This window comes from Streptomyces sp. SID5464, from assembly GCF_009862985.1.
GTDB lineage: Bacteria > Actinomycetota > Actinomycetes > Streptomycetales > Streptomycetaceae > Streptomyces > Streptomyces chartreusis_D.
Genome location: NZ_WWIQ01000071.1, coordinates 101042 through 127074, shown reverse-complemented (window position 1 = coordinate 127074; position 26033 = coordinate 101042). Strand labels below are relative to the sequence as shown.

22 protein-coding genes are annotated in these 26033 nt (G+C 71.8%); 7 read left to right on the top strand and 15 right to left on the bottom strand.

The genetic code is table 11. From position 1 onward, the window contains the following. Window positions 1-35 precede the first annotated feature (35 nt). Entirely contained in the window at window positions 36-2720 is a 2685-nt protein-coding gene (locus GTY47_RS33250) for an AAA family ATPase (protein ID WP_010042931.1), read from the top strand. Between the two features lies 1 nt (window position 2721). Here the strand turns inward: GTY47_RS33250 and GTY47_RS33245 are convergent, their stop codons facing one another. The 8 genes from GTY47_RS33245 to GTY47_RS33210 all read right to left on the bottom strand — a co-directional run bounded on the left by GTY47_RS33245 (window position 2722) and on the right by GTY47_RS33210 (window position 10084). Next, complete coding sequence (locus GTY47_RS33245; RefSeq protein ID WP_010042929.1) at window positions 2722-3513, bottom strand: SDR family NAD(P)-dependent oxidoreductase; 792 nt, start codon at window positions 3511-3513, stop codon at window positions 2722-2724. Between the two features lie 64 nt (window positions 3514-3577). After that, entirely contained in the window at window positions 3578-4699 is a 1122-nt protein-coding gene (gene pcaD / locus GTY47_RS33240; RefSeq protein WP_010042927.1) for a 3-oxoadipate enol-lactonase, read from the bottom strand. Next, window positions 4696-5991 (bottom strand): 3-carboxy-cis,cis-muconate cycloisomerase, encoded by a 1296-nt coding sequence (gene pcaB / locus GTY47_RS33235; protein ID WP_010042924.1) that lies wholly within the window; start codon window positions 5989-5991, stop codon window positions 4696-4698. Before pcaB ends, pcaD begins: the two co-directional genes overlap by 4 nt. Beyond that, the gene (pcaG, locus tag GTY47_RS33230; RefSeq protein WP_010042922.1) at window positions 5988-6593 is read right to left on the bottom strand and encodes a protocatechuate 3,4-dioxygenase subunit alpha; all 606 of its coding nucleotides are present in this window, start codon (window positions 6591-6593) and stop codon (window positions 5988-5990) included. The genes pcaB and pcaG overlap by 4 nt, the downstream gene beginning before the upstream one ends. Before the next feature lie 6 nt (window positions 6594-6599). Next, on the bottom strand, window positions 6600-7373 hold the full coding sequence (pcaH, locus tag GTY47_RS33225) for a protocatechuate 3,4-dioxygenase subunit beta (protein ID WP_010042920.1): 774 nt from the start codon (window positions 7371-7373) through the stop codon (window positions 6600-6602). Between the two features lie 112 nt (window positions 7374-7485). After that, complete coding sequence (locus GTY47_RS33220; RefSeq protein ID WP_010042918.1) at window positions 7486-8688, bottom strand: thiolase family protein; 1203 nt, start codon at window positions 8686-8688, stop codon at window positions 7486-7488. Further along, on the bottom strand, window positions 8685-9329 hold the full coding sequence (locus GTY47_RS33215) for a CoA transferase subunit B (RefSeq protein WP_010042916.1): 645 nt from the start codon (window positions 9327-9329) through the stop codon (window positions 8685-8687). Before GTY47_RS33215 ends, GTY47_RS33220 begins: the two co-directional genes overlap by 4 nt. After that, window positions 9329-10084 carry a CoA transferase subunit A gene (locus tag GTY47_RS33210; RefSeq protein ID WP_010042915.1) on the bottom strand — a complete coding sequence of 252 codons (756 nt, stop codon included), beginning with the start codon at window positions 10082-10084 and terminating at the stop codon, window positions 9329-9331. Before GTY47_RS33210 ends, GTY47_RS33215 begins: the two co-directional genes overlap by 1 nt. A gap of 207 nt (window positions 10085-10291) precedes the next feature. On the opposite strand from GTY47_RS33210, the gene GTY47_RS33205 reads away from it, so the two are divergent. Further along, window positions 10292-10756 (top strand): MarR family transcriptional regulator, encoded by a 465-nt coding sequence (locus GTY47_RS33205; protein WP_010042914.1) that lies wholly within the window; start codon window positions 10292-10294, stop codon window positions 10754-10756. Window positions 10757-10773: 17 nt separating this feature from the next. Here the strand turns inward: GTY47_RS33205 and GTY47_RS33200 are convergent, their stop codons facing one another. After that, window positions 10774-11778 carry a DUF3048 domain-containing protein gene (locus GTY47_RS33200; protein WP_010042913.1) on the bottom strand — a complete coding sequence of 335 codons (1005 nt, stop codon included), beginning with the start codon at window positions 11776-11778 and terminating at the stop codon, window positions 10774-10776. A gap of 180 nt (window positions 11779-11958) precedes the next feature. Between GTY47_RS33200 and GTY47_RS33195 the strand changes: the two genes are divergently transcribed. Then, window positions 11959-13149: a zinc-dependent alcohol dehydrogenase gene (locus GTY47_RS33195; protein ID WP_010042911.1), complete on the top strand. Its 1191-nt coding sequence runs from the start codon at window positions 11959-11961 to the stop codon at window positions 13147-13149. A gap of 6 nt (window positions 13150-13155) precedes the next feature. Here the strand turns inward: GTY47_RS33195 and GTY47_RS33190 are convergent, their stop codons facing one another. Continuing rightward, on the bottom strand, window positions 13156-14220 hold the full coding sequence (locus GTY47_RS33190) for an ATP-dependent DNA ligase (RefSeq protein ID WP_010042910.1): 1065 nt from the start codon (window positions 14218-14220) through the stop codon (window positions 13156-13158). 74 nt (window positions 14221-14294) lie between these two features. Between GTY47_RS33190 and ligD the strand changes: the two genes are divergently transcribed. Next, on the top strand, window positions 14295-15323 hold the full coding sequence (gene ligD / locus GTY47_RS33185) for a non-homologous end-joining DNA ligase (RefSeq protein ID WP_010042909.1): 1029 nt from the start codon (window positions 14295-14297) through the stop codon (window positions 15321-15323). A 3-nt stretch (window positions 15324-15326) separates the two neighbouring features. Here ligD and GTY47_RS33180 read toward each other — a convergent pair whose 3' ends face one another. After that, window positions 15327-17468 (bottom strand): family 16 glycoside hydrolase, encoded by a 2142-nt coding sequence (locus GTY47_RS33180; RefSeq protein WP_102514970.1) that lies wholly within the window; start codon window positions 17466-17468, stop codon window positions 15327-15329. A gap of 47 nt (window positions 17469-17515) precedes the next feature. After that, window positions 17516-19993 carry a ThuA domain-containing protein gene (locus tag GTY47_RS33175; protein WP_173937225.1) on the bottom strand — a complete coding sequence of 826 codons (2478 nt, stop codon included), beginning with the start codon at window positions 19991-19993 and terminating at the stop codon, window positions 17516-17518. A gap of 190 nt (window positions 19994-20183) precedes the next feature. Here GTY47_RS33175 and GTY47_RS33170 point away from each other — a divergent pair, with 190 nt between their 5' ends. Both GTY47_RS33170 and GTY47_RS33165 read left to right on the top strand, forming a co-directional pair. After that, window positions 20184-21170, top strand: coding sequence for a multicopper oxidase domain-containing protein (locus tag GTY47_RS33170; RefSeq protein ID WP_010042904.1), 987 nt, complete (start codon window positions 20184-20186; stop codon window positions 21168-21170). A gap of 84 nt (window positions 21171-21254) precedes the next feature. Next, window positions 21255-22292 (top strand): LacI family DNA-binding transcriptional regulator, encoded by a 1038-nt coding sequence (locus GTY47_RS33165; protein WP_010042903.1) that lies wholly within the window; start codon window positions 21255-21257, stop codon window positions 22290-22292. 23 nt (window positions 22293-22315) lie between these two features. On the opposite strand, the gene GTY47_RS33160 is transcribed toward GTY47_RS33165, so the two are convergent. After that, entirely contained in the window at window positions 22316-23101 is a 786-nt protein-coding gene (locus GTY47_RS33160) for a VOC family protein (protein ID WP_010042895.1), read from the bottom strand. 222 nt (window positions 23102-23323) lie between these two features. Between GTY47_RS33160 and GTY47_RS33155 the strand changes: the two genes are divergently transcribed. Continuing rightward, a complete protein-coding gene (locus GTY47_RS33155) occupies window positions 23324-23569 on the top strand; it encodes a WhiB family transcriptional regulator (RefSeq protein WP_010042893.1) in 246 nt (81 codons plus the stop codon). A 112-nt stretch (window positions 23570-23681) separates the two neighbouring features. On the opposite strand, the gene GTY47_RS33150 is transcribed toward GTY47_RS33155, so the two are convergent. Together GTY47_RS33150 and ddaH are read right to left on the bottom strand one after the other, a co-directional pair. Further along, window positions 23682-24668, bottom strand: a complete 987-nt coding sequence (locus tag GTY47_RS33150) for an acyl-ACP desaturase (protein ID WP_010042891.1) — start codon at window positions 24666-24668, stop codon at window positions 23682-23684. 190 nt (window positions 24669-24858) lie between these two features. Continuing rightward, entirely contained in the window at window positions 24859-25635 is a 777-nt protein-coding gene (gene ddaH, locus GTY47_RS33145) for a dimethylargininase (protein ID WP_010042890.1), read from the bottom strand. Window positions 25636-26033 lie beyond the last annotated feature (398 nt).

The window sequence follows — 26033 nt, the reverse complement described above, 5'->3', positions numbered from 1 at the left end:
TGTACGTCGTTCGGGCGACTTGGGGAGGTAGCGGGATGACGGAGGTACGGCCCACGGCCGCCGCCTCGGCTTCCCTGTGGGAGCGCGACGAGGAAGTCGCCGCCGTCGCGCGGGCGGTCGACAGCCTGTGCGCGGACCGCTCCTCGTCCGGCGGACTGCTGGTCTTCCGCGGCGAGGCCGGGCTCGGCAAGACCGCGCTGCTGGCCGAAACACGCCGCATCGCCGAGGCACGCGGCTGCCAGGTCTGGTCGGCACGCGGCGGCGAGACCCTCAGGTCGGTCCCCTTCAACGTCGTACGGCAGTTACTGCAACCCGCGCTGATGTCGATGCTGCCGGAGGAGGCCCGCGAGTACCTCGGTGACTGGTACGACATCGCCGGGCCCGCCCTCGGGATAGCCGACCCCGGCGACCGGCAGGCCGACCCGCAGGGCGTGTGCGACGGACTGGTCGCCGCCGTGCGCCGGCTCTCCCGCCGGGACTGGCCGCTGGTGCTGCTCATCGACGACGCCCACTGGGCCGACCAGGAGACCCTGCACTGGCTCGCCGCGCTGGCCGAACGCCGCGAAGAGATGTCCGTCCTGGTCGTGGTCACCCGCCGCCCGGGCGAGGTCTCGGGCACGAGCGCCCGGCACCTCGACACCGTCGCCGCCGCCGCGGACGGCCCCGTCACGACCCTGAGCGCCCTCACCCCGGACGCCACGGCCGGACTCACCCGCGCCACCCTGGGCGAGCACGCCGACGCCGCGTTCTGCCGCGAGGTCTGGGCCGTCACCGCCGGCAACCCCTACGAGACGGTCGAACTCCTCGCCAAGGTGCAGGACAGCGAACTCGAACCGGTCGAGGCCCGAGCCGGGGACCTGCGCGAGCTGAACCGCTCGGCCCGCGGTGGCGGTCTCGTCGCCCGCCTGGAGGAACTCGGCATCGACGCCACCAGGTTCGCCTGGGCCGCCGCCATCCTCGGCACCGGCATCTCCCTCGACCTGGTCGCCAAGCTCGCCACCCTGAAGCCCGACGAGGCCCGCCGCTGCGCCGAACTGCTGCGCACCGCCCGCATCCTCACCGCCCCCGACCCCACGACCGGCCGCACCGCCGAAGGCGACCTGGAGTTCGTCCACCCGCTGATCGCCACCGCCGTCTACAACTCCATCCCCGACGCCCTGCGCACCGCCATGCACGGCATCGCCGCCCGCATCGTCACCGACGAGGGACACGGCGCCGCTGCCGCCGCCCGCCACCTCATCGAAGTCCACCCGGACGACGACGAGGAACTCGTCGGGCAACTGCGTGAGGCCGCCCGCGAGCACCTCGCCGTCGGCGCCCCCGACGCCGCCCGCCGCTGCCTGGAGCGCGCCCTGAAGGAGCCGCCCCGGCCCGAGACGCACCCCCACGTGCTGTACGAACTGGCCGAGGCCACCTTCCTCACCGCTCCCGCCCGCACCATCAGCCAGCTGCGGGCCGCGCTCGGCATGCCCGGCCTCGACGGCGACAAGCGGGTCGACGCCGTCTTCCGGCTCTCCCAGGCGCTGCTCCACAACGACCAGCTGGAGGAGGCCGTCCGCACCGTCGAGGCGGAGGCCGCCCGGCTCCAGCCCGGCCCCGCCCGGATGCGGCTCCAGGCCGTGCACTTCATGTGGGAGGGCATCCACGCCGGCGAGACCACCTCACCCGACCGCTCCCGGCGGCTCGCCGACCTGGCCCGCACCTGCACCGGCCGGGACAACTCCGAACGTGCCCTGCTCATCCTGCGCGGCTTCGACGCCCTGATGCACGGCGAGAACGCCGAGGAGGTCGTCGAACTGTGCGACCGCGCCCTCGTCAACGGCCGCCTGGCCCCCGGGCTCGGCTGGACCGACACCGAGTGGGGCATCGAACTGCTGCTGATGCTGGCCAACGCGTACGCCTTCACCGACCGCCTCGACCGCGCCGAGACCCTCTACAACGAGGCCCTGCGCGCCTACGAGACGGCCGGCTGGAGCGGCGGCCACCTGGCCCTGGCCCACGCCTACGTCGGTCTCGGCCACCGCAGGCGGGGCCGGCTGAGGGACGCCGAGAAGTCCTTGCGCGAGTCCCTGCGCCTCGCCGAGCGCGTCGGCCGCCGACTGCCCCTGTACTGGTCCGCGACCTGCAACCTCGTCGACACGCTGCTCGCCCGCGGCCATGTCGAGGAGGCCTGGGAGGTCGCCGAGCGGTACGGCTTCGCCCCGCCCTACCCGTCCACCATCGTGCTGCCGGACCCGCGCTCGGTGCGCGGCCGGCTGCTGCTGGCCGTCGGCCGCACCAAGGACGGCGTCAACGAACTGGAGGCAGCCGAGAAGGCGGCGGCAGCGCGCGGGCACCACAACCCCGTGCTCGTCCCCTGGGCGGCCGACCTCGCCAGGGCGCTGGCCACCGAGGACCCGGCCCGTGCTGCCCGGCTCGCCGTCGACGTCCGCCGCCAGGCCGAGCGCTTCGGCACGGACACCGCCATAGGGGAGGCCCTGCGCTGCGCCGCCGCCCTGGAGACCGGTCAGCGCGCGGTCCGCCTCGCCGCCCAGGCCGTCACCTACCTGGAGTCCTCACCCTGCCAGTACGAACACGCGGCGGCCCGCATCGAGTACGGCATCGCCGCCCGCTCGGCCACCGACCTCGACCGCGGCCTGGGCCTGGCGGTCTCCTGCGGCGCGGACGGACTGGCGGCACGGGCACGGGCGGCGCTGAAGGCCGGCGCCGGGGCCGGGTAGCTCAGGCGCCGAGCAACTGCTCGGTCACCGCGGCGAGTCGCTTGCGCACCTCGGGGTCGTACGCCGCCTCATGGGCTCGTGCCGGGCTCGTCCCGTCGTAGTACCGGCCGCTGCCCAGGTGCCGCGTGGCCAGTGCCAGCACACCGGCCGCCCCGTCGGCGACCGTGTTCCACGGCGTGACGTCCGCCTCGCGGACCATCGCCGTGTCCATGTAGGTCGCCGGGTGCAGCACGTTCACGGAGACGCCGGTGCCGTCCAGTTCCTCGGCGAGCGCGAAGGTGTGCGCGGCGAGAGCGAACTTGCTGCGGCAGTACGCCGACACGCCGTCGTAGCCCCTGATGAACTCGGGGTCGTCGACGACGAGGGGTTCCTGACCGGCCGAGCCGACGTTGACGATCCGCGTCGGCGCGTTCGCCCGGAGCACCGGCAGCAGGGCCCGGGTCAGCACGACCGGCGCGAGGTAGTTCACCGCCAGCCGCAACTCGTGCCCGTCGGAGCTCAGCTCCCGCCCGGAGCCGGGCGGGCCGGCCCCCACCCCCGCGTTGTTGATCAGCACGTCCAGCTCGGGGTGCGCGTCGCCGACATGCGCGGCGAGCTCCCGCACCTGCGCCAGCGAGGCGAGGTCGGCGACCAACCCCTCGGCGTCGCCCTCGGTCCGCAGCTCCTCGGCCAGCCGCTCGGTGCGGTCCGCGTCCCGGCCGTGAACGAGGACGACATGCCCGGAGCGGACGAGTTCGAAGGCGACGTACCGGCCGAGCCCCGAGGTGGCGCCGGTGATCAGGATGGTGGACATGCCCCCACCGTAGGCACGCCGTCCGTGCCCGGGCGAGCTACCGCCGAGGCTACGACCGGCAGGGTCACCCTGCGGCTCCGTCCTCTTCGGCCAGCACCCGCTGGGCCGTCGCGAACGCCGAGTTCGCCGCCGGCACCCCGCAGTACACCGCGCTCTGGAGCAGCACGGCGCCGATCTCCTCCGGCGTGAGCCCGTTGCGGCGGGCCGCCCGGACGTGCATGGCCAGTTCGTCGTAGTGGCCGTGCGCGACCAGCGCGGTGAGGGTGATCATGCTGCGCTCGCGGCGCGACAGCGTCGGGTCGGTCCATATCTCGCCCCAGGCGTAGCGCGAGATGAAGTCCTGGAAGCGCGCGGTGAAGGGGGTCTGCCGGGCCTGCGCCCGGTCGACGTGCGCGACGCCGAGCACCTCGCGCCGCATCTCCATACCGCGTCCGGCGGGCCCGCCGAAGTGCGCCCGCAGCGCGGACAGCACCGCCTCCGGGCACTGCGCGGGCGCCAGGTGCGAGGCGCCCGGGAGCTCCACGAGCGCCGCGCCCGGCACCGCGTCCGCGATCTCCCGCAGATGCGCGGGCGGCGTCGCCGGATCGTCCCGTCCGGCGACCAGCAGGGTGGGTACGGCGATCTCGGGCAGCCGGTCCCGCAGATCGAACGCGGCGAGCGCGTCACAGCAGGCGGCGTACGCGTCCGGGTCGGCGCGACGGTGGTCGTCCACCAGCTCCGGCACGGTGAAACCGGACGTGAACCAGCGCGCGTCGGCGCTCTCCGCCAGCCCGGCCAGCCCTTCCCGCCGCACCAGCGCGGCCCGCTCCTGCCACGGCTTCGCCCCGTTGAAGTGCGCGGAGGAGCAGATCACGGCGAGGGACGACAGCCGCTGGGGACGGTGTACCGCGAGGTGCAGTCCCACGGCCCCGCCCAGCGACACCCCCGCGTACGCGAACCGTTCGATGCCGAGCGAGTCGGCGAGCGCCAGCACCAGGTCGGCGAGGTCACCGACCGTCGCGCCCGCCCCGATGAGACCGGCCGCCGAGCCGCCGTGCCCCGGCAGGTCCCAGCGGACGACCCGATGGGTGATCGACAGCTCGGGCGCCACCTTGTCCCACAGGGCGTTCGACGTGCCGAGTGAGGGGCCGAGCAGCAGCGGGGGTGCGGAAGGGGACCCTTCGGCACGGTGGTCGAGGAGTGTCAACGTCGCTCCAGGGCACGGTCGGTGAGGGCTCCGGCGGAGCCGGTGTAGTGGGTGGGATCGAGGTCGGCGTCCGCCAGCTCCGGCGCCTGGGCCAGCGGACGCCCCTCGGAGGCCAGCCGGGTGAGGAGTTCCTTGGCGCGGGCGCGGCCCAGCAGCGGGGCCAGCTCGGCCGACAGCCGCTCGGAGACGATCAACCCGTCGGTGAGGTCCAGGTGTGCGCGCATGGCCTCGGGCCTCACCCGCAGTCCTTCCGCCAGCTCGACGGCGTCCCGGGCGGCCCCGCCGGCCAGCCGCAGCAGGTCCCGCAGCGGCTCCCACTCCGCGTGCCAGGCCCCGGCCGGCCGCTCGTCCTCCGCCGCCAGCGACCCGTACAGCGTGGCCGCGAGCTGCGGTGCCCGCCGCGCGGCGGACGCGATGAGGGTGGACCGTACGGGATTGGACTTGTGCGGCATGGCCGACGAACCCCCGCCGCTGCCCTCCGCGACCTCGGCGATCTCGGTGCGCGAGAGGGTCAGCACGTCCACGGCGAGCTTGCCGAGCGCGCCCGCCGCGAAGGCGAGGCACCCGGCGAGATCGGCGACGGGCGTCCGCAGGGTGTGCCAGGGCAGATCGGGTGCACGCAGGCCGAGTTCACGGGCGTAGGCCACCGGCAGTGCGGCCGGATCGCCCGCCCCGTACGCCCCGAAGGCCGCCAGGGTGCCCGCCGCGCCGCCCAGTTGGACGGGGAGGCCCCCGCGTACCCGGGCGATGCGGTCCCGGGCGTCCAGGACGAGCGCCCGCCAGCCGGCCACCTTCAGCCCGAACGTCGTCGGTACGGCGTGCTGGGTGAGCGTCCGCCCCGGCATCGCGGTGTCGCGGTGCTCGGCGGCCAGCCGGGCGAGCGCCTGCTCGGTGCGGCCGAGATCGGCCAGGATCAGGTCCAGGGTGCGCACGGCGACCAGCATCGTCGCGGTGTCCATGATGTCCTGGCTGGTCGCGCCGCGGTGGACATAGGAGCCGTACTCCTCGCCGACGGCCTTCGTCAGCTCCGCGACCAGGGGAATGACGGGGTTGCCGCCCGCGCGCGCCCGCTCGGCGAGCAACCGTACGTCCAAGGCGCCGGCGCCGGCCGCCTCGGTCACCGCCGTCGCCGCCTCCGCGGGGGCCAGCCCCAGCGCCGCCTGGGCCCGGGTCAGCGCGGCCTCCGCGTCGAGCAGGGCCCGCAGATACGCGTGGTCGCTCGTGGCGGACGCGGCCGCGGAGCCTGCCCACCCCGGGGCGAGCAGGCCGGTGTCGCCATGGGCAGTTGTCACTGGAACTCCAGGAAGACCGTCTCGCCTTCGCCCTGAAGGCGGATGTCGAAACGGTACGTGCCGGCCGCCTCCGCCACGGCGATCAGCGTCTCGCGGCGCCCGTCCTCCAGCCGGGACAGCAGCGGATCGGCGGCGAGCACCGCATCGTCGCCCGGCAGGTAGATGCGGGTGTACAGGTGCACGAGAAGCCCGCGCGCGAAGACGCACACGCTGATGTACGGCGCGCTCCGCCCGCGCGCGCCGGGTCGCAGCGTGCGCGCGTACCAGTGGCCGTTCGCATCTGTCTGGATCCGTCCCCAGCCCGTGAACTCCACGCCGTTGCGCCCCAGGAAGCCGCCCGACGCCGGGTCGCGGCGCATCGAACCGTCCGCCGTCGGCACGTTGCCGTCCGGATCCGCGCCCCACAGCTCGATCAGGGCGTCCGGCAGCGGATCGCCCGCGCCGTCGGTGACGTACCCGTGCAGGGTGACCGTGTCCGGATGCCCGAGGGGCGCGACGTCCTCGCCGCCGCGGAACGGCAGGGCGTGGCCGTAGAACGGGCCGACGGTGTGCGACGGGGTGGGCAGCACGCTCTCCGGCCTGCTGGTGTCGATCTTCGTCATGGCAGGTCAGCGCCCTTCTTCGATCCAGGTGGCGTTCGGGCCGTCCAGCACGATGTCCCAGTGGTAGCCCATCGAGAACTCCGGCACCGACAGGCTGTGGTCGTACGTGGCGACCAGCCGCTGCCGGGCAGCGTCGTCCGTCACCGACTGGATGATCGGGTCGTACGGGAACAGCGGATCGCTCGGGAAGTACATCTGCGTCACGAGTCGCTGGGTGAACGCCGTGCCGAAGAGCGAGAAGTGGATGTGCGCCGGCCGCCAGGCGTTGAGGTGCTGGCGCCACGGGTACGGGCCCGGCTGGATGGTGGTGAAGTGGTAGCGGCCCTCGTCGTCGGTGAGGGTGCGGCCCACGCCGGTGAAGTTCGGGTCCAGCGGGGCGTCGTGCTGCTCGCGCTGATGGGCGTAGCGGCCCGCCGAGTTCGCCTGCCAGATCTCCACGAGCTGGCCCCGCACGGGGCGCCCGTCGCGGTCGAGCAGCCGCCCGGAGACGGTGATGCGCTCGCCGATCGGCTCACCGTTGTGCTGCCGGGTGAGGTCGTTGTCGATCTCGGTGACGTCCCGCTCCCCGAAGGCCGGGGAGGCCAGCTCCACCAGCTCCGGGTCCTTGCTGACGTCGATCGTGACCGGCGGCTGTTTCGGGTGGCGGAGCACGGAGGAGCGGTACGGGGCGTAGCCGCGGCGCGGCTTGTGCTCCACGGGCCCGCCGTCCGCGAGCCGCTTCTCGTACGCGGCACGCTCGGCCGCGATCTCCTGGTCGATGTCGTGCTGAGTGAGAGTCATGGGGGTCCCAGAGGTTCGTACGGTTCTCGTCGAGGGGGGCGAGGATCGCGCCCCGAAGGGGCGCGGGGAACTGCGCGACCAGCTACGGACGGCCCGCAGCCGCGCGGGATGCCTAGCGTTCCAGGACGAGGGCGAGTCCTTGGCCCACTCCGATGCACAGCGTGGCCACACCCACACCGCCGCCACGCCGGGCCAGCTGATGCGCAACCGTGCCGGCGAGCCGAGCCCCGGACGCACCCAGCGGATGCCCGAGCGCGATCGCACCACCCTGCGGGTTGAGGATCGCGGGATCGAACTCCGGCCACTCGGCCACACACCCCAGCACCTGCGCCGCGAAGGCCTCGTTCAGCTCCAGCACGGACAGCTCGTCGAATCCCCTGCCCGCCTTGGACAGAGCCCGGTTCACCGCCTCCACGGGCGCCAGCCCGAAGTAGTGCGGGTCGATCGCGGAGACGCCGGTGGCGGACACCCGGGCCAGCGGCTCACGCCCAGTCGCCCTCAACCCCTCCTCGTCGACCAGCAGCAGCGCCGCCGCCCCGTCGTTGAGTGGCGACGCGTTGCCCGCCGTCACCGTGCCGCCCTCCTTGCGGAACGACGGCTTCAGCCTGGCCATCGCCGCCAGGGACGCGTCCGGACGGACACACTCGTCGGCGGCGAAGACCACCGGGTCGCCCTTGCGCTGAGGGATCGCCACGGGCGCCAGCTCGCCATCGAATGAGCCGGCCCGCTGAGCCTGTGCGGCCTTCTCATGGGAGGCCAGCGCGAACTCGTCCTGCTGATCGCGGCCGATCTTGTGCTTGTCGGCGATGAGTTCGGCCGACTCGCCCAGCGGGATGGTCCACTGCGGCTCCATGCGCGGGTTGACCATGCGCCAGCCGAGGGTGGTGGAGTACAGCTCGGTGTGCCCGGCCGGGAAGGGCTTGTCGCTCTTCGGCAGGACGTACGGCGCCCGGGTCATCGACTCGACCCCGCCGGCCAGCGCGATCGAGGCGTCGCCGAGCGCGATGGCGCGGGCCGCCTGGATCACGGCCTCCAGGCCGGACGCGCACAGCCGGTTGACGGTCACGCCCGGCACGGAGGTGGGCAGGCCCGCGAGCAGGGCGGCCATCCGGCCGACGTTGCGGTTCTCCTCACCGGCGCCGTTGGCGTTGCCGAAGTACACGTCCTCGATCCGTCCCGGGTCCAACCGGGGAGTGCGGGCGAGGAGTTGGCGGATGGCGTGCGCGGCCAGGTCGTCCGGACGCACGCCGGCCAGTGCGCCGTTGTAGCGGCCGATCGGCGTGCGGACCGCGTCGACGATGTAGACGTCCTTCACTTCACGCCCTCCGGCACGGTCAGTTCGGCGTCGGTCTTGGCGGCGATCTCGGCGGCGGTCACGCCCGGCGCGGTCTCGACCAGGACGAGTCCGTCGTCGGTGACGTCCAGGACGCCGAGGTCGGTGATGATCCGGTTCACGCACCCCTTGCCGGTCAGCGGCAGGGCGCACTCGGTGAGGATCTTCGGCGAGCCGTCCTTGGCGGTGTGGGTCATGACGACGACGACCGTACGGGCCCCGTGCACCAGGTCCATGGCCCCGCCGATCCCGGTGATCAGCTTGCCCGGGATCGCCCAGTTGGCCAGGTCGCCCCGCTCGGACACCTGCATGGCACCGAGCACCGCCACGTCGATGTGCCCGCCCCGGATCATCGAGAACGACAGCGCCGAGTCGAAGAAGGACGCGCCCGGCAGGACCGTGACCGTCTCCTTCCCGGCGTTGATCAGGTCCGGGTCGACGGCGTCCTCGGTGGGGTACGGACCCGTGCCCAGGATGCCGTTCTCGGATTCGAGGACGACCTCGACCCCCTCGGGGAGGTAGTTGGGGATGAGGGTCGGCAGGCCGATGCCGAGGTTGACGTACTGGCCGTCCCTCAGCTCCCGGGCCGCCCGCGCGGCCATCTCCTCGCGACTCCAGGCCATCAGGAACTCACCGTCCGCTGCTCGATCTTCTTGTCCGCCGCCTGCTCAGGGGTGAGCGCGAGCACCCGCTGCACGAAGATCCCCGGCAGATGCACCGCGTCCGGGTCGATCTCCCCGGGCTCCACCAGCTCCTCCACCTCGGCGACCGTGACCCGTCCGGCCATCGCGGCCAGCGGGTTGAAGTTCCGGGCGGACTTGTTGAAGACCAGGTTGCCGTGCCGGTCGCCCTTCGCGGCCCGGACCAGGGCGAAGTCGGTGCGGATGCCCCGCTCCAGCACGTACTCCGTCCCGTCGAACTCCCGGACCTCCTTGGCCGGCGAGGCCACCGCGACACCCCCGGAGCCGTCGTAGCGCCACGGCAGCCCTCCCTCGGCGACCTGCGTGCCCACCCCGGCCGGGGTGTAGAAGGCGGGGATCCCGGCGCCGCCCGCCCGCAGCCGCTCGGCCAGCGTGCCCTGCGGGATCAGCTCGACCTCCAGCTCACCGGCCAGGTACTGCCGGGCGAACTCCTTGTTGGCGCCGATGTAGGAGCCCGTCACCCGGGCGATCCGGCCGGCGGCCAGCAGCACCGCCAGGCCCGACTCCATCGCCCCGCAGTTGTTGGAGACCACCGACAACCCGGCCACCCCGCGCTCGTACAGCGCCCCGATCAGCACGTTCGGCACACCGCTCAGCCCGAAACCGCCCACCGCGAGTGACGCGCCGTCCGGGACGTCGGCCACCGCCTCCAGGGCTGTGGCGACCACCTTGTCCATCCGAGAAGCCCCATCTCTTCCGAGCGACCCGACCCGATTTAGTCAGGGCACTGAGTATTTCCGCGAAGCTCCTCTCACGCTGCCATCGGGACGGCAGGGCGTCAAGACCTCGGTGTATCCACCTCCGGTCCTTGGTGAGGACGGCAGACAGTCCGGGAGCGGCCGGGTATTGTTCAGTGCACCTACGATTACGAGCGAGGGGTGCACATGGCGGCGGCGGACCTCACCACCCACCCCGGGCACCTGGCCCGGCGGCTTCAGCAGGCGCACTACCTGCTGTGGAACACGATGGTCTCCGAGGAGATCACCTCGCCCCAGTACGCGGTCCTCAACACGCTCGTCGACGAGCCCGGGCTGGACCAGCGCACGGTGGGGGAGCGGGTGGGCCTGGACCGGTCGACCATCGCCGAGGTGATCAGCCGGCTCAGCCGGCGCGGACTTCTCGACAAGGTCCGCGACCCGGAGGACGGCCGCCGTTTCCTGCTGCGCCTCACGGACGAGGGCGTGCGGACCCACCGCAAGCTGACCCTGCGCACCGCCCGGATGAACCAGGTGTTCCTCGCCCCGCTGACCTCCGACGAGCGGACGCTGTTCTTCGACCTCATCCGGCGTGTCGCGGACGCGGCCGAGGGGCTGCGCAACCCGGGGGAGTCCCTGGCGGCGCCCCGCTGACGGGCGCCGCACGCAGGTCAGGACGCCTTGGCGTACACCACCCACACCTGGCCCTTCGCGAAGTTCACCGGTGTGCCGTCACCGGTGGTGAACGCCGTGCCGTCCGTGGCGCCCTCGCGCTTCCAGTTCACGTCGTAGGCCCGCCCGTCGCGCAACACCTCGGCCTTTCCGGAGCCCACCGTCTCGGTGTAGGGCGTGTTGTTGCCGAGGAAGTCGCGGAAGGCGGACTCGCGCACCTTCACGTACTGCACGACGACCGTCGCGGCGGCCATCCGCTTCCCGTCGGCCGTGGTGGCGGGCGCGCCGTCCATGCCGACCAGCCAGCGGTCCTGGGAATCCGACCAGGTGAAGGTGAAACGGGCCGCCGGGTAGCGCACCGTCTGCGAGGTCGTCGCCGTGCCGCCGGCCGGGGCCGAGCCGTAGTGGAAACCGGTGGTCAGGGCGGCCTGGCCGGGGTCCTCGGGCACGATCCGCTCGGGTCGCAGGTAGAGGTTGTGCGGGGCGGGCTTGCCGCCGCCGCGGAAGAAGGCGTCGGGGGCGTTGCCCGGCGTCTTTGCCCGCAGTGGTGCCCGGTCGATCAGCGGCAGGAGCTTCTTCTGCGCGCCGGAGAAGGCGAGCGTGGGCCGGTCGAACTGGCGCAACAGCTCCAGATCCGACTCGCGTGCGCTGCGCACCGGGCCGACCGCCTCGGGCAACCGCGTCGCGTACACCGCCATCAGGCGGCTCAGCCCGCCCTCGACCTGCTCCGCGTACACCACGTCCGCGGCGTCGACGCCGGTGTGCGGCCGGGCCGCGGGGGCGTTGTCGAGCTTGACGGCGAGCACGGAGGAGCCGGTCGCCGCTGCCGACGTGCCCGGCTCCGGCTGTCGGGAGGTTCCCCGTCCGTCGTCGACGGGGCCGCCCCCGCTGGTGCAGCCCGCCGCCAGGGCGGCCGTCACCGTGGCGGCGAGCAGCGCCGCTGTCGTCGTGGCGCGCCGTCCGCGCGCCCCTCGTTCCCTGCCCACGGTCGCCACCGGCCCCATGTCATCGATGTGTCTTGATTGTGCACTTATATGTCCATCGATGGCCATACCAGACTGATTTTGACGGAGGATCTCCGCTTCGTCCGTCGATCGGCCCAAGGTTCGGTGCGGGAGGCTCGGGTACCCGGGCCTCGCCGACCGGCCGACGGACGCGCACGCTGACGGAGGGAGCGCGAGGCGATGAGGGCTGTGACCTGGCAGGGCAAGCGGGACGTCCGGGTGGAGACGGTGCCCGATCCGGAGATCCAGGAACCGACGGACGCGGTCATCCGCGTCACCTCCACCGGGCTGTGCGGGTCCGACCTGCACCTGTACGAGGTGCTGACGCCGTTCATGACCCCCGGGGACATCCTCGGCCACGAGCCCATCGGCATCGTCGAGGAGGTCGGCGCCGGTGTCCCGGACCTCCAGGCCGGGGACCGGGTCGTGGTGCCCTTCCAGATCGCCTGCGGCAACTGCTGGATGTGCCTCACCGGCCTGCCCACCCAGTGCGAGACCACCCAGGTGCACGGCGAGGGCATGGGCGCCGCCCTGTTCGGCTACACCCGCCTGTACGGCGCGGTGCCGGGCGCCCAGGCCGAGTACCTGCGTGTCCCGCAGGCGCAGTACGGCCCGATCAAGGTGCCGGAGGGCCCGCCCGACGACCGTTTCGTCTACCTCTCCGACGTCCTGCCCACCGCCTGGCAGGCGGTCGCCTACGCCGACGTCCCGCAGGGCGGCAGCATCGCCGTGCTCGGCCTCGGACCCATCGGCGACATGGCCTGCCGCGTCGCCCAGGTCAAGGGCGCGGGCCGGGTGTTCGGTGTTGACCTGGTCCCGGAGCGGCTGCGCCGGGCCCGCGAGCGGGGCGTCGAGACGTACGACCTCAGGTCATTCGATCATGAGAAGGAACTCGTGGCCGCGATCCGCGACGAGACCGACGGCCGCGGGCCCGACGCCGTGATCGACGCGGTCGGCACCGAGGCCCACGGCAGCGCGGCGGCCAAGCTCGCCCAGCAGGCCACGGCGATCATGCCCCGCAAGCTGAGCGGCCCGTTCGCCGAACGCTTCAGCATCGACCGCCTCGCCGCCCTCTACACCGCCATCGATCTGGTGCGCCGCGGCGGCACCATCTCGCTGTCCGGCGTGTACGGCGGCATGGCCGACCCGATGCCGATGCTCACCCTGTTCGACAAGCAGATCCAGATGCGCATGGGCCAGGCCAACGTCCGCCGCTGGAGTGACGACATCATCCCGTACCTGACCGACGAGGACCCGCTCGGCGTCGAGGACTTCGCGACCCACCGGGTGCCGCTGTCGGAGGCCCCGCACGCGTACGAGATGTTCCAGCGCAAGCAGGACGGCGCGGTCAAGGTCCTCATGCAGCCCTGACCGACCCTAGACGCCGAGGATCTCCGCCAGGTCGTAGCGGACCGGCTCCTGAAGCTGCGCGTAGGTGCAGCTCTCCGGCGTCCGGTCCGGGCGCCAGCGGCGGAAACGGGCGGTGTGCCGGAAGCGCTGCCCGTTCTCCATGTGGTCGTAGGCCACCTCGGCCACCCGCTCCGGCCGCAGCGGCACCCACGACAGGTCCTTCTTGGCCGACCAGCGGCTGGGCGCGCCGGGCAGCCGTGCCGTCTCGTGCGCCGCCTCCTCGGACCAGGCCGCCCAGGGATGCCCCCGGACATCGTCCATGCGCAGCGGCTCCAGCTCCTCCACCAGCTCGGCGCGCCGCTTCATCGGGAACGCGGCGGACACGCCCACGTGCTGGAGGGTGCCCCGGTCGTCGTACAGGCCGAGCAGCAGCGAGCCCACCACGGGGCCGCTCTTGTGCAGGCGGTACCCGGCGACGACCACGTCCGCCGTCCGCTCGTGCTTGATCTTGAACATGGCGCGCTCGTCCGGCCGGTAGCGCACGGTCAGCGGCTTGGCGATGACCCCGTCCAGACCCGCCCCCTCGTACTGCTCGAACCAGTTCCGCGCCACCTCGATGTCGGTGGTCGCCGGAGCCAGGTGCACCGGCGCGGTCACCCCCGAGAGTTCCCTGTCCAGCAGTTCCCGCCGCTCGGTCAGCGGGACGTCCATCAGCGACTCGTCCCCCAGCGCCAGCAGATCGAAGGCGACGAACGAGGCCGGTGTCCGCTCGGCCAGCATCCGCACCCGCGAGTCCGCGGGGTGGATCCGCTCCGTCAGCGCGTCGAAGTCCAGCCGCCCCTCCCGGGCGATCACGATCTCCCCGTCCACCACCGAGCGCTCGGGCAACCGCTCCCGCACGGCCGTCACCAGCTCGGGGAAATACCTGGTCAAAGGCTTGCCGGTACGGCTGCCGAGCTCGACCTCGTCCCCGTCGCGAAAGACGATCGCCCGGAACCCGTCCCACTTCGCCTCGTACTGCATGCCCGCCGGGATCGCCGCCACGGACTTGGCGAGCATCGGCAGCACAGGGGGCATCACCGGCAGATCCATGGTCCGATTCTGCGCCCATATGACGGAGTGCGCCCGATGTGCGAGGTGTGCGGGGTACGCCTACCGTGGCTCGCATGGGTGACGCGGTGGAGCTGGAGGCGGGTGGCCGGACCGTACGGCTGTCCAGCCCGGACAAGGTGTTCTTCCCCGAGCGCGGCTTCACCAAGCTGGACCTCGCCCGCTACTACCTGGCCGTCGGCCCCGGCATCCTGCGCGCCCTGCGCGACCGCCCCACCACCCTGGAGCGCTACCCCGAGGGCGTGAACGGCGAGAACTTCTTCCAGAAGCGGGCGCCGAAGAACATGCCCGACTGGATCCCGACCGCGCACATCACCTTCCCCAGCGGCCGCAGCGCCGACGAGATGTGCCCCACCGAGGTCGGTGCCGTGGTGTGGGCCGCCCAGTTCGGCACGCTCACCTTCCACCCCTGGCCGGTCCGCCGCGACGACGTCGACCGCCCGGACGAACTCCGCATCGACCTCGACCCGCAGCCCGGCACCGACTACGAGGACGCCGTCCGCGCCGCCCACGAACTGCGCGCCGTCCTCGACGAGTTCGGCGGACTGCGCGGCTTCCCCAAGACCTCCGGCGGCCGGGGCCTGCACGTCTTCGTGCCCATCGAACCGCGCTGGACCTTCACGCAGGTCCGGCGCGCCGCCATCGCCGTCGGCCGGGAGATGGAGCGGCGGATGCCGGAGCAGGTGACCATCAAGTGGTGGAAGGAGGAGCGGGGCAAGCGCATCTTCCTGGACTACAACCAGACGGCACGCGACCGCACGATCGCCTCCGCCTACTCCGTACGCCCCCGCCCGCACGCCCCCGTCTCCGCGCCCCTGCGCTGGGACGAGGTGGGGGTCGCGCACCCCCAGGACTTCGACCTCGCGACCATGCCCGCGCGCTTCGCCGAACTCGGCGACGTGCACGCGGACATGGACGACCACCGCTACTCCCTTGAGGCCCTGCTCGACCTCGCCCGCCGCGACGAACACGACCACGGGCTGGGAGACCTGCCGTACCCGCCCGAGTATCCGAAGATGCCCGGGGAACCGAGGCGGGTACAGCCGAGCAGGGCCCGCAAGGAGAAGCCTCCTGCGGCTTCGTGATCTCTACAGTTCCTTGATCCGGATGTCCCGGTACGAGACCACGTCCGTCGTGCCGTGCACCTGGAGCCCGATGTAGCCGGAGGCGAACCGCCGCCCGTCCGTGCCCGGGTCGTCCGAGCGGGGCGGGGTGAACTCCTGGCCGCCGGTGTTGTCGAACTCGTTGACCAGCACCCCGTTGCGGTACACCGAGTAGTGCTGGCCGACCACGCGGATCTCGTAGTCGTTCCAGGTGCCCTTCTGCGTCACACCGGCGCCGGCGAGGCCCACCCGGTCGAATCCGTAGATCGAGCCCGTCTTGTACATGTCGCCGTCGGGCCGGTCGAGCACCTGCACCTCGTGCCCGTACTTGATGGCGACCCACTCGGGCCGTGACTCCTCCGGGTGGTCGTGGACCCAGGGGAAGCGCACGAAGACGCCCGAGTTGGCGTTGCCGGTGCCGGGAGCGTCGTCACGCCACTGGAGCCGCAACGAGAAGTCGCCGTACTTGCGCTGCGGGAACCACAGCATGCCCATGCCGGGCGTCGTGGTGCTGGAGGTGATCGTCCTGTCGGGGTTCAGCGCGAACGAACCGCCCCCCACCTGCTGCCACTCGGCGAACGACTCGGCACTGCCGTCGAAGATCGCCCGATAGCCCTCGGTCTGCCCCGGCTTGCCGATGCCGGACTGGCGGGCGGCCTTGCGGATGGCGTTGTACTCGCGCTGGTCGATCACGCCCTCCTTCAGCAGCGCGTCGAGGACGGACGTCACGTGCTTGAGGAACAGCGCGTGGGACGTCCACTCCTTCTCGTCCTCGATCAGCTCGCCGATCCGGCACCGGTTGTCGGTGACCCGGTTGCGCACGCCGGAGTCGACCGTGCCGACGATCACCGTCAACCGCTCGTCGTACTCCGGGCAGTCCGGCGCCGGGACCTGCCCGGAGACCACCGTGAAGGTCACCGTACGCGCCGCCGACGTGTTGCCGGCCTTGTCGGTCGCCCGGTACGCCACGGTGTGCGCGCCCGCCCGGTCGACCACCACCGGAGCCGTGTACGCCAGGTACGGACCGCCGTCCAGCGAGTACTCGATCCTCTCGACCCCCGAGCCGTGCTCGTCGGTCGCCGTGACGGTCACCCGGGCGCTGTTGACGTACGCGCCGTCGGAGTTCTTCGTGCCCTCCACGGTCACGCCCGTCACCGGCGCGGTGGTGTCCTGCGGCGGCGCCGCGACGACCGTGAACCGCACGCTCTTCTCGGCCGCCACGTTGCCCGCCTTGTCCGTGGCACGGTAGCGGACGGTGTGGGCGCCCACCTGGTGCACCATCACGGGCGCGGTGTACGGCTGCCAGGCACCGGTGCCGACGGCGTACTCGATCGTGTTGACCCCGGAGCCCGTGTCGGACGCGGAGACGGTGACCGTCGCCATGTCGATGTACGCCCCGTCCGGGTTGCGCTCACCGCTCACCGTCGCCGAGGTCTCCGGCGCGGTCGTGTCGTCCGACTGCGGCGCCACGACCGTGAAGGCGGTGCTCTTCTCGGCGGAGACGTTGCCCGCCTTGTCGAAGGCACGGTAGCGGACCTTGTGGTCGCCGACCTGGTCGATCACGACCGGCGCGGTGTACGGCTGCCAGGCACCCGTGTCACCGATCGCGTACTCGATCCGGTCGAGCCCGGAGCCGCCCACGTCGGTGGCGTGGATCGCCACGCTCGCCGAACCGACGTACTGGCCCTGCGTGTTCTGCGTCCCGCTCACATGGGCCGACGCCTCGGGCGCGGTGGTGTCCTCGCCGGTGCCCTCGGTCACCGTGAGGATGCCCTGCATCTGGCCGTGGCCCGGGATCGTGCAGTGGTAGAAGTACCGGCCGGGCGTGAGCGTGACCTGGGCGGTGTGCTTGCCGCCCTGGGCGTCGTTCGGGTTGGCCAGGATGTTCAGCTGCACGTCGTTGTTGAACTCGGGGTCGCTGGTCACGAACGTCAGCGTGTGCGGCATGCCCGTGGTGTTGCCGGTGGCCACGCTGTTCTCGAACACGATCGTCGCGCTGCCGGCGACCGCCGTCTTCGGCGCCGAGAGGTACTTGTCGATGTCGTTGCCGGCCGTCCAGGTGAGGACCTGTTCGGCGGCCGGTGCCTTCGTTTGCCCGGCCGCGGGCGTCGCCTGCACGCCGAGCATCACGAGCAGGGCGGCCAGCAGGGCGGCCCAGATTCTTCGTTGCCGGATCACTCGCTCCCCCTCGCCAGCTGACCGGCGGCCGGGGTGGGCCCGCCGCCCTTGTAGGTGACCCGCCACAGGGCCGACTTGGAGTCCGAGGTGAAGAAGCCGCGCCCGTAGTCGAGCACGTACAGCGCGCCGTCCGGACCGAACTTCCAGTCCATGAGGTTCTTGATGCCGTCATTGCCGACCGGCACGATCTTCTTCAGCGACTCCGAGTGCACCGGCAGACCGCCGTCCCCTTGCGTCTTCGGGTCCATGAGCACCGCGTTGCGCGGCTGGTCGGCGTCGTAGAAGTCGCCGACGAACCACTTGCCGTCCCAGTACGCCGGCCACTTGACGGCACTGTCCGCCGCGACCGTGTCGTACCGGTAGACCGGACCGTTCATCGCGGCCTGCCCGCCGCCCTTCAGCCAGGGCAGCCGGTACGTCGCCTGCTCCGGCTTGTACGACGGGACACCGTTCGCGTCCCGCGGGTAGTCCGGCGCGCCGCCCTGCGGCGAGTACCAGATGTTGTTGCCGGTGACGGGCGGCAGGTTGACCAGACCGTCGTTGTTCGGCGACTCGTTCTTCGGGTGGTCGCAGTCGTACCAGCCGAGCGGCTGGGACGGATCCGGCAGATTGCGGTCCCGGTAGGGCTGCTTGTTGCCCATGCAGTACGGCCAGCCCCGGTTGCTCGCCCTCGTGATGGCGGCGAACGTGTCGTACTTGGCCGGGCCCCAGGTCGTCGAGGGCGCGCTCGCGTCCGGGCCGACCCAGCCCGCGTAGAGCACGTCGGTCGACTTGTCGACGAAGATGCGGGCGGGGTTCCTGACCCCCATCACATAGATCTCGCCGCGCGTCTTGCCGCCGCCCTCGTCGGTCTCCCTCCCGGTGAAGAGGTTGCCCTCGGGGAGGGTGTACGTCCCGTCCGGCTCCGGGTGGATGCGCAGGATCTTGCCGTTGAGGTTGTTGGTGTTGCCGGCCGTGCGGCGCGCGTCCGCGAAGGAGACGCCCTTGTAGTTCGGCTGCGGGTTGTTGCCCGAGTAACCGCCGCTGAAGCCACTGGAGTTGTTGTCACCGGTGGCGATGTACAGGTTGCCCTTGGAGTCCCAGGCCATCCCGCCGCCCGAGTGGCAGCAACTGTGGATCTGCACCGGCCACTTCAGCAGTACCTTCTCGCTGCCCAGGTCCAGCTTGTTGGTCGCCCGGTCGAGCGTGAAGCGGGAGACCCGCCGCTCGGCCATCCGCGTGTCCCGGTTGATCTGCGAGTGGGGCGTGTAGTGCAGGTACACCCAGCCGTTCTGCTCGAACTCCGGGTCCAGCTCGATCCCGAGCAGCCCTTCCTCGACCTTGACCAGCTCGTCGCCGCCGCCCTTGTTGCCGAAGACGGTGAGCGCACCCGCGAGCGTGACCTGCTTGGTCTTCGGGTCGTAGACGTGGATCTCGCCCTTGCCCTTGCCGATGTCGGGGTTGTTCCAGTCGGTGACCACGGGCTGCGAGGAGTCGGCACCGCCCCGGCCGATGTAGAACACCCGGCCGTCGGGCGCGGTGACCAGGCCGTGCGGCTCGCCGATCTGGTCGTTCTGCCCCGGCTGGTTGGGCTTGGTCAGCCGCTCCGCCGTGTAGTTGGCGTTGATGGTCGCCTTGCAGTCGGCCTGCTCCAGGCGCGTCGTCCACATCAGCGCGCCGCGCAGATGGGCCCGGAAGTCGGTCTCGTCGTACGACGACACCGTGCCGCCCATGCCGGTGTAGAAGGAGCGGCCGCCGTCGTAGTCCCGGCACCAACTGACCGGGTGATCCCAGCCGTTGGCACCCGCTCCCGGCTGGTAGCTCGACTCCCGGACCCGGGCCACCGTGTGGACCTCACCCGACGGGTTCTTCACCCAGTTCAGCCACTTGTCCGGGCGCTTCCACTGCACCGGAAGCTCCTGGGTGGCCGGATGCCGGCGGTCGCCGACCTCCACCGTCGCCCGCTGGACGGCCGCCGGGTTCGACGCGGCCGGCCGCGCCCCCACCAGACCGGTGAACCAGTCCGAGTACGGCTCCGCGCGCGCCGCGTCATGGATGCCGACGAACCCGCCGCCGGCCTCCATGTAGGCCTCAAGGCCCGCCTCCTGTTCCGCGTCGAGGACGTCGCCCCCGCCGGTGAGGAACACGATCGCGTTGAAGCGGCCGAGTCTCTTGTCGTTGGTGAACACCGAGGGATCATCGCTGGCTTCGACCTTGAAACGCCGGTTCGCCGGCCCCGACAGCCCGATCTCCTCGATGGCCTCGATCCCGGCGTTCACGACCGGCGACTCCTCCCCGGCCGCCGCGGAACCGTGGAAGATCAGCACCCGTACATTCGCGCCACCCGGCGGCGACTTGATCGACATCGTTGTCAGCGGGGGTTCCGGATGCGGGCCCGCGTGCGCGGGCCCGGACAGCAGTCCGGCGGTCAGGACTCCGGCGGCCACGGAGGCCGCCCGGACACGTCTTCCCTTGCTCAACCCTCGTAAGTGCATGGGCACCTCCTCGGTCACAGCAACACCGCCAAGGAAGCTAAACCCCTTTGCACGGCTCGCCAATACCTATGACCGGGATGGCCCCAACTTTGTCTTGAGTGTGGATAAACAGGAGCGCGGCCGGTACCGTCTCACAGGTTCATCACAGGTACGTCTGTCGTAAAAGCCTTACCAGGGTGGGGAGTTCCGCATGGACAGACGCAGCTTCAACCGGCGGGTCCTGCTGGGCGGCGCGGCCGTCGCGACATCGTTGTCCGTGGCGCCCGAGGCCATCGGCGCGGACCGGCCGGCCAGGACGGCACCGGCCGGGGGCGAGGTGAAGCGCATCAAGCTGTACGCCGAGAAGCTCGCCGACGGGCAGATGGGCTACGGCCTGGAGAAGGGCAAGGCGACCGTCCCCGGCCCGCTCATCGAGCTCAACGAGGGCGACACGCTGCACATCGAGTTCGAGAACACCATGGACGTGCCGGTGAGCCTGCACGTTCACGGCCTGGACTACGAGATCACCAGCGACGGCACGAAGCTGAACCGGAGCCATGTCGAGCCGGGCGGCACCCGCACCTACACCTGGCGCACCCATGCCCCCGGCCGCCGCAAGGACGGCACCTGGCGGGCGGGCAGCGCGGGTTACTGGCACTACCACGACCACGTCGTCGGCACGGACCACGGCACGCAGGGGCTCCAGAAGGGCCTGTTCGGCCCGGTCATCGTCCGCCGCAAGGGTGACGTCCTGCCGGACCGCACGCACACGGTCGTCTTCAACGACATGCTCATCAACAACAGGCCGCCGCACTCCGGGCCCGACTTCGAGGCCACGGTGGGTGATCGCGTCGAGTTCATCGTGATCACGCACGGCGAGTTCTACCACACGTTCCACATGCACGGTCACCGCTGGGCGGACAACCGCACCGGCATGCTGACCGGCCCCGACGACCCCAGCCAGGTCATCGACAACAAGATCACGGGCCCGGCCGACTCGTTCGGCTTCCAGGTGATCGCGGGGGAGGGGGTCGGCGCCGGTGCCTGGATGTACCACTGCCATGTGCAGAGCCACTCCGACATGGGGATGGTGGGTCTGTTCCTGGTGAAGAAGCCGGACGGCACGATTCCCGGCTACGACCCGCACGAGCACGGGGGTGATCACTCCGGGCACGATCGGCGGGAGCACGAGCACTGACGGTCGCGCGGCCACGAGAGCGCTCTCACCACCCGGTGCGGCCGGGGCTATCCTGATCCGCAACCGCAGGTGAGGAGCCCCGAAGTGACCGACACAGCGCCGCGTCCCACGCTGGAGGCCGTGGCCGCCCGGGCCGGTGTCTCGCGGGCCACCGTCTCCCGCGTGGTCAACGGCGGTGACGGAGTCAGGGACATCCTCGTCGAGCGGGTCCGCAAGGCGGTGGAGGAGCTCGGGTACGTGCCCAACCAGGCGGCCCGCAGCCTGGTGACCCGGCGGCACGACGCGATCGCGGTCGTCGTCGCCGAACCGGAGACCCGCGTGTTCGCCGACCCGTTCTTCGCGCTCCAGCTGCGCGGCATCAGCAAGGAACTCACGGCCCACGACAACCAGCTCGTCCTGCTGCTCACGGAGGGCCGGGACGACCACACCCGGGTCGGCCGGTACCTCGCCGGCGGGCATGTCGACGGGGCCCTCGTCTTCTCCCTGCACCTCGACGACCCGCTGCCGCAGCTGATCCAGCGGGCCGGCGTCCCCACCGTCTTCGGCGGGCGGCCCGGCTGGAGCGGAGACCGGCGCGGCGTGCTGTACGTCGACAGCGACAACCGCGGCGGCGCCCGTGACGCCGTCCGCCACCTGGCCGGCCTCGGCCGCACCCGTATCGCGCACATCACCGGCGCCCTCGACCAGACGTCCGCCGTGGACCGGCTGGACGGCTACCGGGACGTCATGGTGGACGCCGACCCGCGGCTGATCGCCGAGGCCGACTTCACCCCCGCCGGGGGCGAGCGGGCGATGCGCGAGCTCCTCGGCCGCTGCCCGGACCTGGACGCTGTCTTCGCCGCCAACGACCTCACCGCCGCGGGGGCGCTGCGCGTCCTGCGCGAGGCCGGACGGCGGGTCCCCGACGACGTCGCCGTGATCGGCTTCGACGACATGCTGCCCGTCGCGGAACAGACCGATCCGCCCCTCACGACGGTGCGTCAGGACATCGAGGAGATGGGCCGCCTGATGGCGCGCCTGCTGCTGCGGGGGCTCGACCGCGGTGCTCCTCAGGAGGGCGTCGGCGGCGCACCTTCCAGCGTCGTGCTGCCGACCACGCTGGTCCGGCGGGCGTCCGCGTAGCCCTCTGGTCCGGCGGATGTGCCTCAGCCCGGCTGCGGCTCGCTGCGGATCACCGCGAAACGCGCCCCGTAGGGATCCGTGAGCTTGGCGATGCGGCCCACGTCCGGCAGGTCCGTGGCGGGCATCCGGACCGCGCCGCCCAGTTCCCGGGCCCGGGCGACGGTGGTGTCCGGGTCGGTGACCTCGAAGTACGGCAGCCAGTGCGCCTCCTCCTCGGCCGGGGCGTCGGCCAGCGGGACGACGCCGCCGAACATGGCGTCCTCGCTCTCCCCGGCCGGGACGAGGGTGGTGTAGGTACCGCCGGGGAAGTCGACGCCGAAGGTCTCCAGGCCGAGCACCGAGTGGTAGAAGGCGGCAGCGGCCGGGACGTCCGCCGTGTACAGCTCCAGCCAGCACAGCGAGCCGGGCTCCCGGACGACGTCCAGGCCCTTGTTGCGGCCCGGCTGCCACAGGCCGAAGGGCACCCCGGCCTGGTCGGCGAGGATCGCCATGCGGCCCAGGTCCTGCACGTCCATCGGCTGTATCCGCACCGAGCCGTGCGCCTGCCCGGCCGCCCGCGCCGTGGCGTCCGCGTCCGGGGCCTGGAAGTACACCGTCCAGGAGGGCGGGCCCTGCTCCGGGGTGGTCTGCATGCCACCGGCGGCGGTCCTGCCGTCGAGCTGGAAGAGGCCGTATCCGCCGACCTCGGGCCCACCCGGCTGGAACCGCCAGCCGAACAGGGCGCCGTAGAAGGCGGCGGCGCCCTCGATGTCGGGGGTGCCGAGATCGATCCAGTTCGGAGCGCCGGTCACATAACGGGTGGTGAGCATCGTCGGTCTCCTCGCACAGGTTCCGTCGTCTGCTCTGCCGAGTCTCGCACCGCCCACTGACAAGCGCCGCCGGAGCGCCGCCGGGGCGTGATGCCGGGATTCCGCGCGCCGCCGTGCGTCGGCCCGTCCGGCGGGCGACCATCAAGGTGGCCGGAGGCCCGTCAATGCGGTGTTGATCCCGCGTTGATCGAACGTTTTTCGCCGTCCGGAACGCTTCTGGCCATGCACATCGACACCATGATCTCGCCCGAACTCGCCTGGCAGCAGGAGGCGTTGTGCGCGCAGACCGGGGCGGACTTCTTCTTCCCCGAGCCCGGCAGTTCGGTACGGGAGGCCAAGCGGATCTGCGGCCTGTGCCCGATCCGTGACGCCTGCCTCGAGTACGCGATGGACAACGACGAGCGCTTTGGTGTCTGGGGCGGTCTGTCGGAGAAGGAGCGGCTGGAACTGCGGCGTACGTCGCGCTAGCCGCGTGCTCCTGCCCGGGGGGGGGCGGGAGGGCGTGCGGAACGCCGGGGCCCCGGCCGCTCGTGGCGGTCGGGGCCTTTGAGTCGTGCGGCCGGACGGACCGGGTCGGCCGTCAGGCGCCGGTGGCGCCGGCCCGGGCCGCCATGCGGGCCTTGCGCGCGGCCAGCTTCTCGTCGAACTTCGTCGCCTCGCTGTCCAGGCCGCCCATGTACAGGCCGAGTTCCTCCTGTGCCTTGCGGCCCTCGGCACCCAGGCCGTCGATCTCCATGATCTTCAGGAAGCGCAGCACCGGCTGGAGTACGTCGTCGTGGTGGATGCGCAGGTTGTAGACCTCGCCGATCGCCATCTGCGCGGCGGCGCGCTCGAAGCCGGGGATGCCGTGGCCGGGCATCCGGAAGTTCACGACCACGTCCCGTACGGCCTGCATGGTCAGGTCGGGGGCGAGCTCGAACGCCGACTTCAGGAGGTTGCGGTAGAAGACCATGTGCAGGTTCTCGTCGGTCGCGATGCGGGCCAGCATGCGGTCGCAGACCGGGTCGCCGGACTGGTGGCCGGTGTTGCGGTGCGAGATGCGGGTGGCCAGCTCCTGGAAGGCGACGTAGGCGATCGAGTGGAGCATCGAGTGCCGGTTGTCCGACTCGAAGCCCTCGCTCATGTGCGACATGCGGAACTGCTCCAGCTTGTCCGGGTCCACGGCGCGCGAGGCGAGCAGGTAGTCCCGCATCACGATGCCGTGCCGGCCCTCCTCGGCCGTCCAGCGGTGCACCCAGGTGCCCCAGGCGCCGTCGCGGCCGAAGAGGCTGGCGATCTCGTGGTGGTAGCTGGGCAGGTTGTCCTCGGTCAGCAGGTTCACGACGAGCGCGATGCGGCCGATCTCGGTGACCTTCGACTGCTCCTTGTCCCAGGCCTCGCCGTCCTCGAAGAGGCCGGGGAAGTTGCGCGCGTCGCTCCACGGCACGTACTCGTGCGGCATCCAGTCCTTGGCGACCTTCAGATGCCGGTTGAGCTCCTGCTCGACCACTTCCTCCAGTGCGTACAGCAGCTGAGCGTCGGTCCAGGCGCCGGCGGGGCTGCCGAGATGGGGAGTGGTGATCGTCATGGACTCTCCAGGGGGACATGCGTACGAGCGGTGAGCGGTAACCTACGGCATCGTAGGCTACGTTCCCGTAGGTTACGATGCCGTAGGTTAAGGGTGCTGTAAAGGCCGCTGATCAGCGGGGGCGCTCAGCCGCGCCCCACCGCCCCCGGGAGCCGCAGGTCGAGAGGCTGGGACGGGGCGTCCCGCCTCCTCAGGCGTACAGCCCCCGCAGCCGCACCGAGAGGCATGTCACACACCCCTCGAGCTTCTCGAACTCGCTGATGTCCACGACGACCGGTTCGTACCCGAGGTCCGCGAACAGCTCCGCGGTCTTCGGCGCGCTGGCCGCCATCAGCAGTTTGTCACCGCCGAGCAGCACGACGTGCGAACCGGCCTCCTCCGGCACCGGCAGGAAGCGCGCGAACAGCGACGGCGCGTCCATCTTCGGGATGTGCCCGATGACCGTCCCGTCGGGAAGCGCCGTGACGGCCGACTTCAGGTGCAGCACCTTGGTCACCGGTACGGCGACGACCCGCGCGCCCAGCGGTTCGAAAGCGGCCCGCAACTGCTGGACGCCGGCTGCGTTGGTGCGTCCGCCCCGGCCCACGTACACCGTGTCGCCGATCTTCAGGACGTCGCCGCCCTCCAGTGTGCCCGGCTCCCAGATCCAGTTCACCGAGCAGCCCAGACCGGCCACGGCCTCCTCGACCCCGGCGGTCTCGTCACGCCGGGACTCGGCGCCCGGGCGGGCGATCAGGGCCACGTTCTTGTACATCACGACCGTGTCCTCGACGAACACCGAGTCCGGGCAGTCGTCGGCCGGGTCCACCTCGACGGTCTCCCAGCCGTGCGTGCGCAGGGCCGCCACGTACGCCTCCCACTGCTCGACCGCGAGGTCGGCGTCGACCCTCTCCCGCTCGATGTGGGTCACCAGCCCCTCGGCAAGACGCGGGCTGGGGCGGCGGACGAGGGCCTTCTTGCTGGGCACGAGCGTGACTCCGTATCGGATGGGACGTGTCTGGACGGCGCCGACGGAGCCTCCGGGGTCGACCGGAACCCATCGGGCGTCGGCCGACCATCATGCAGGGCGATCCCGGAAGACGACACCCCTGGGGGAGGGGAGGGGAGGGGAGGGGAGGGGAGTGAGTGGGCAGGGGGGCGGGGGAGGCCGGCCTTGGCAGGCAGCGGGGGTGAGTGCCTGTGTCCTGGCCGTGGCCTGCACCCCGGCCCGGCGCCTCAGCGCATCAGTGGGGCGGACACCGCTCCCGACTCGGGCGGCTCCGGACCGCCACCTCAGTGGACACTCGGGGGCGAACGCCGATTCCAGGCCGGTCCGCTGCGAGCCTGACCGCACGTGGTCCGACCGGTGCCTCAGGGGGGCATCCG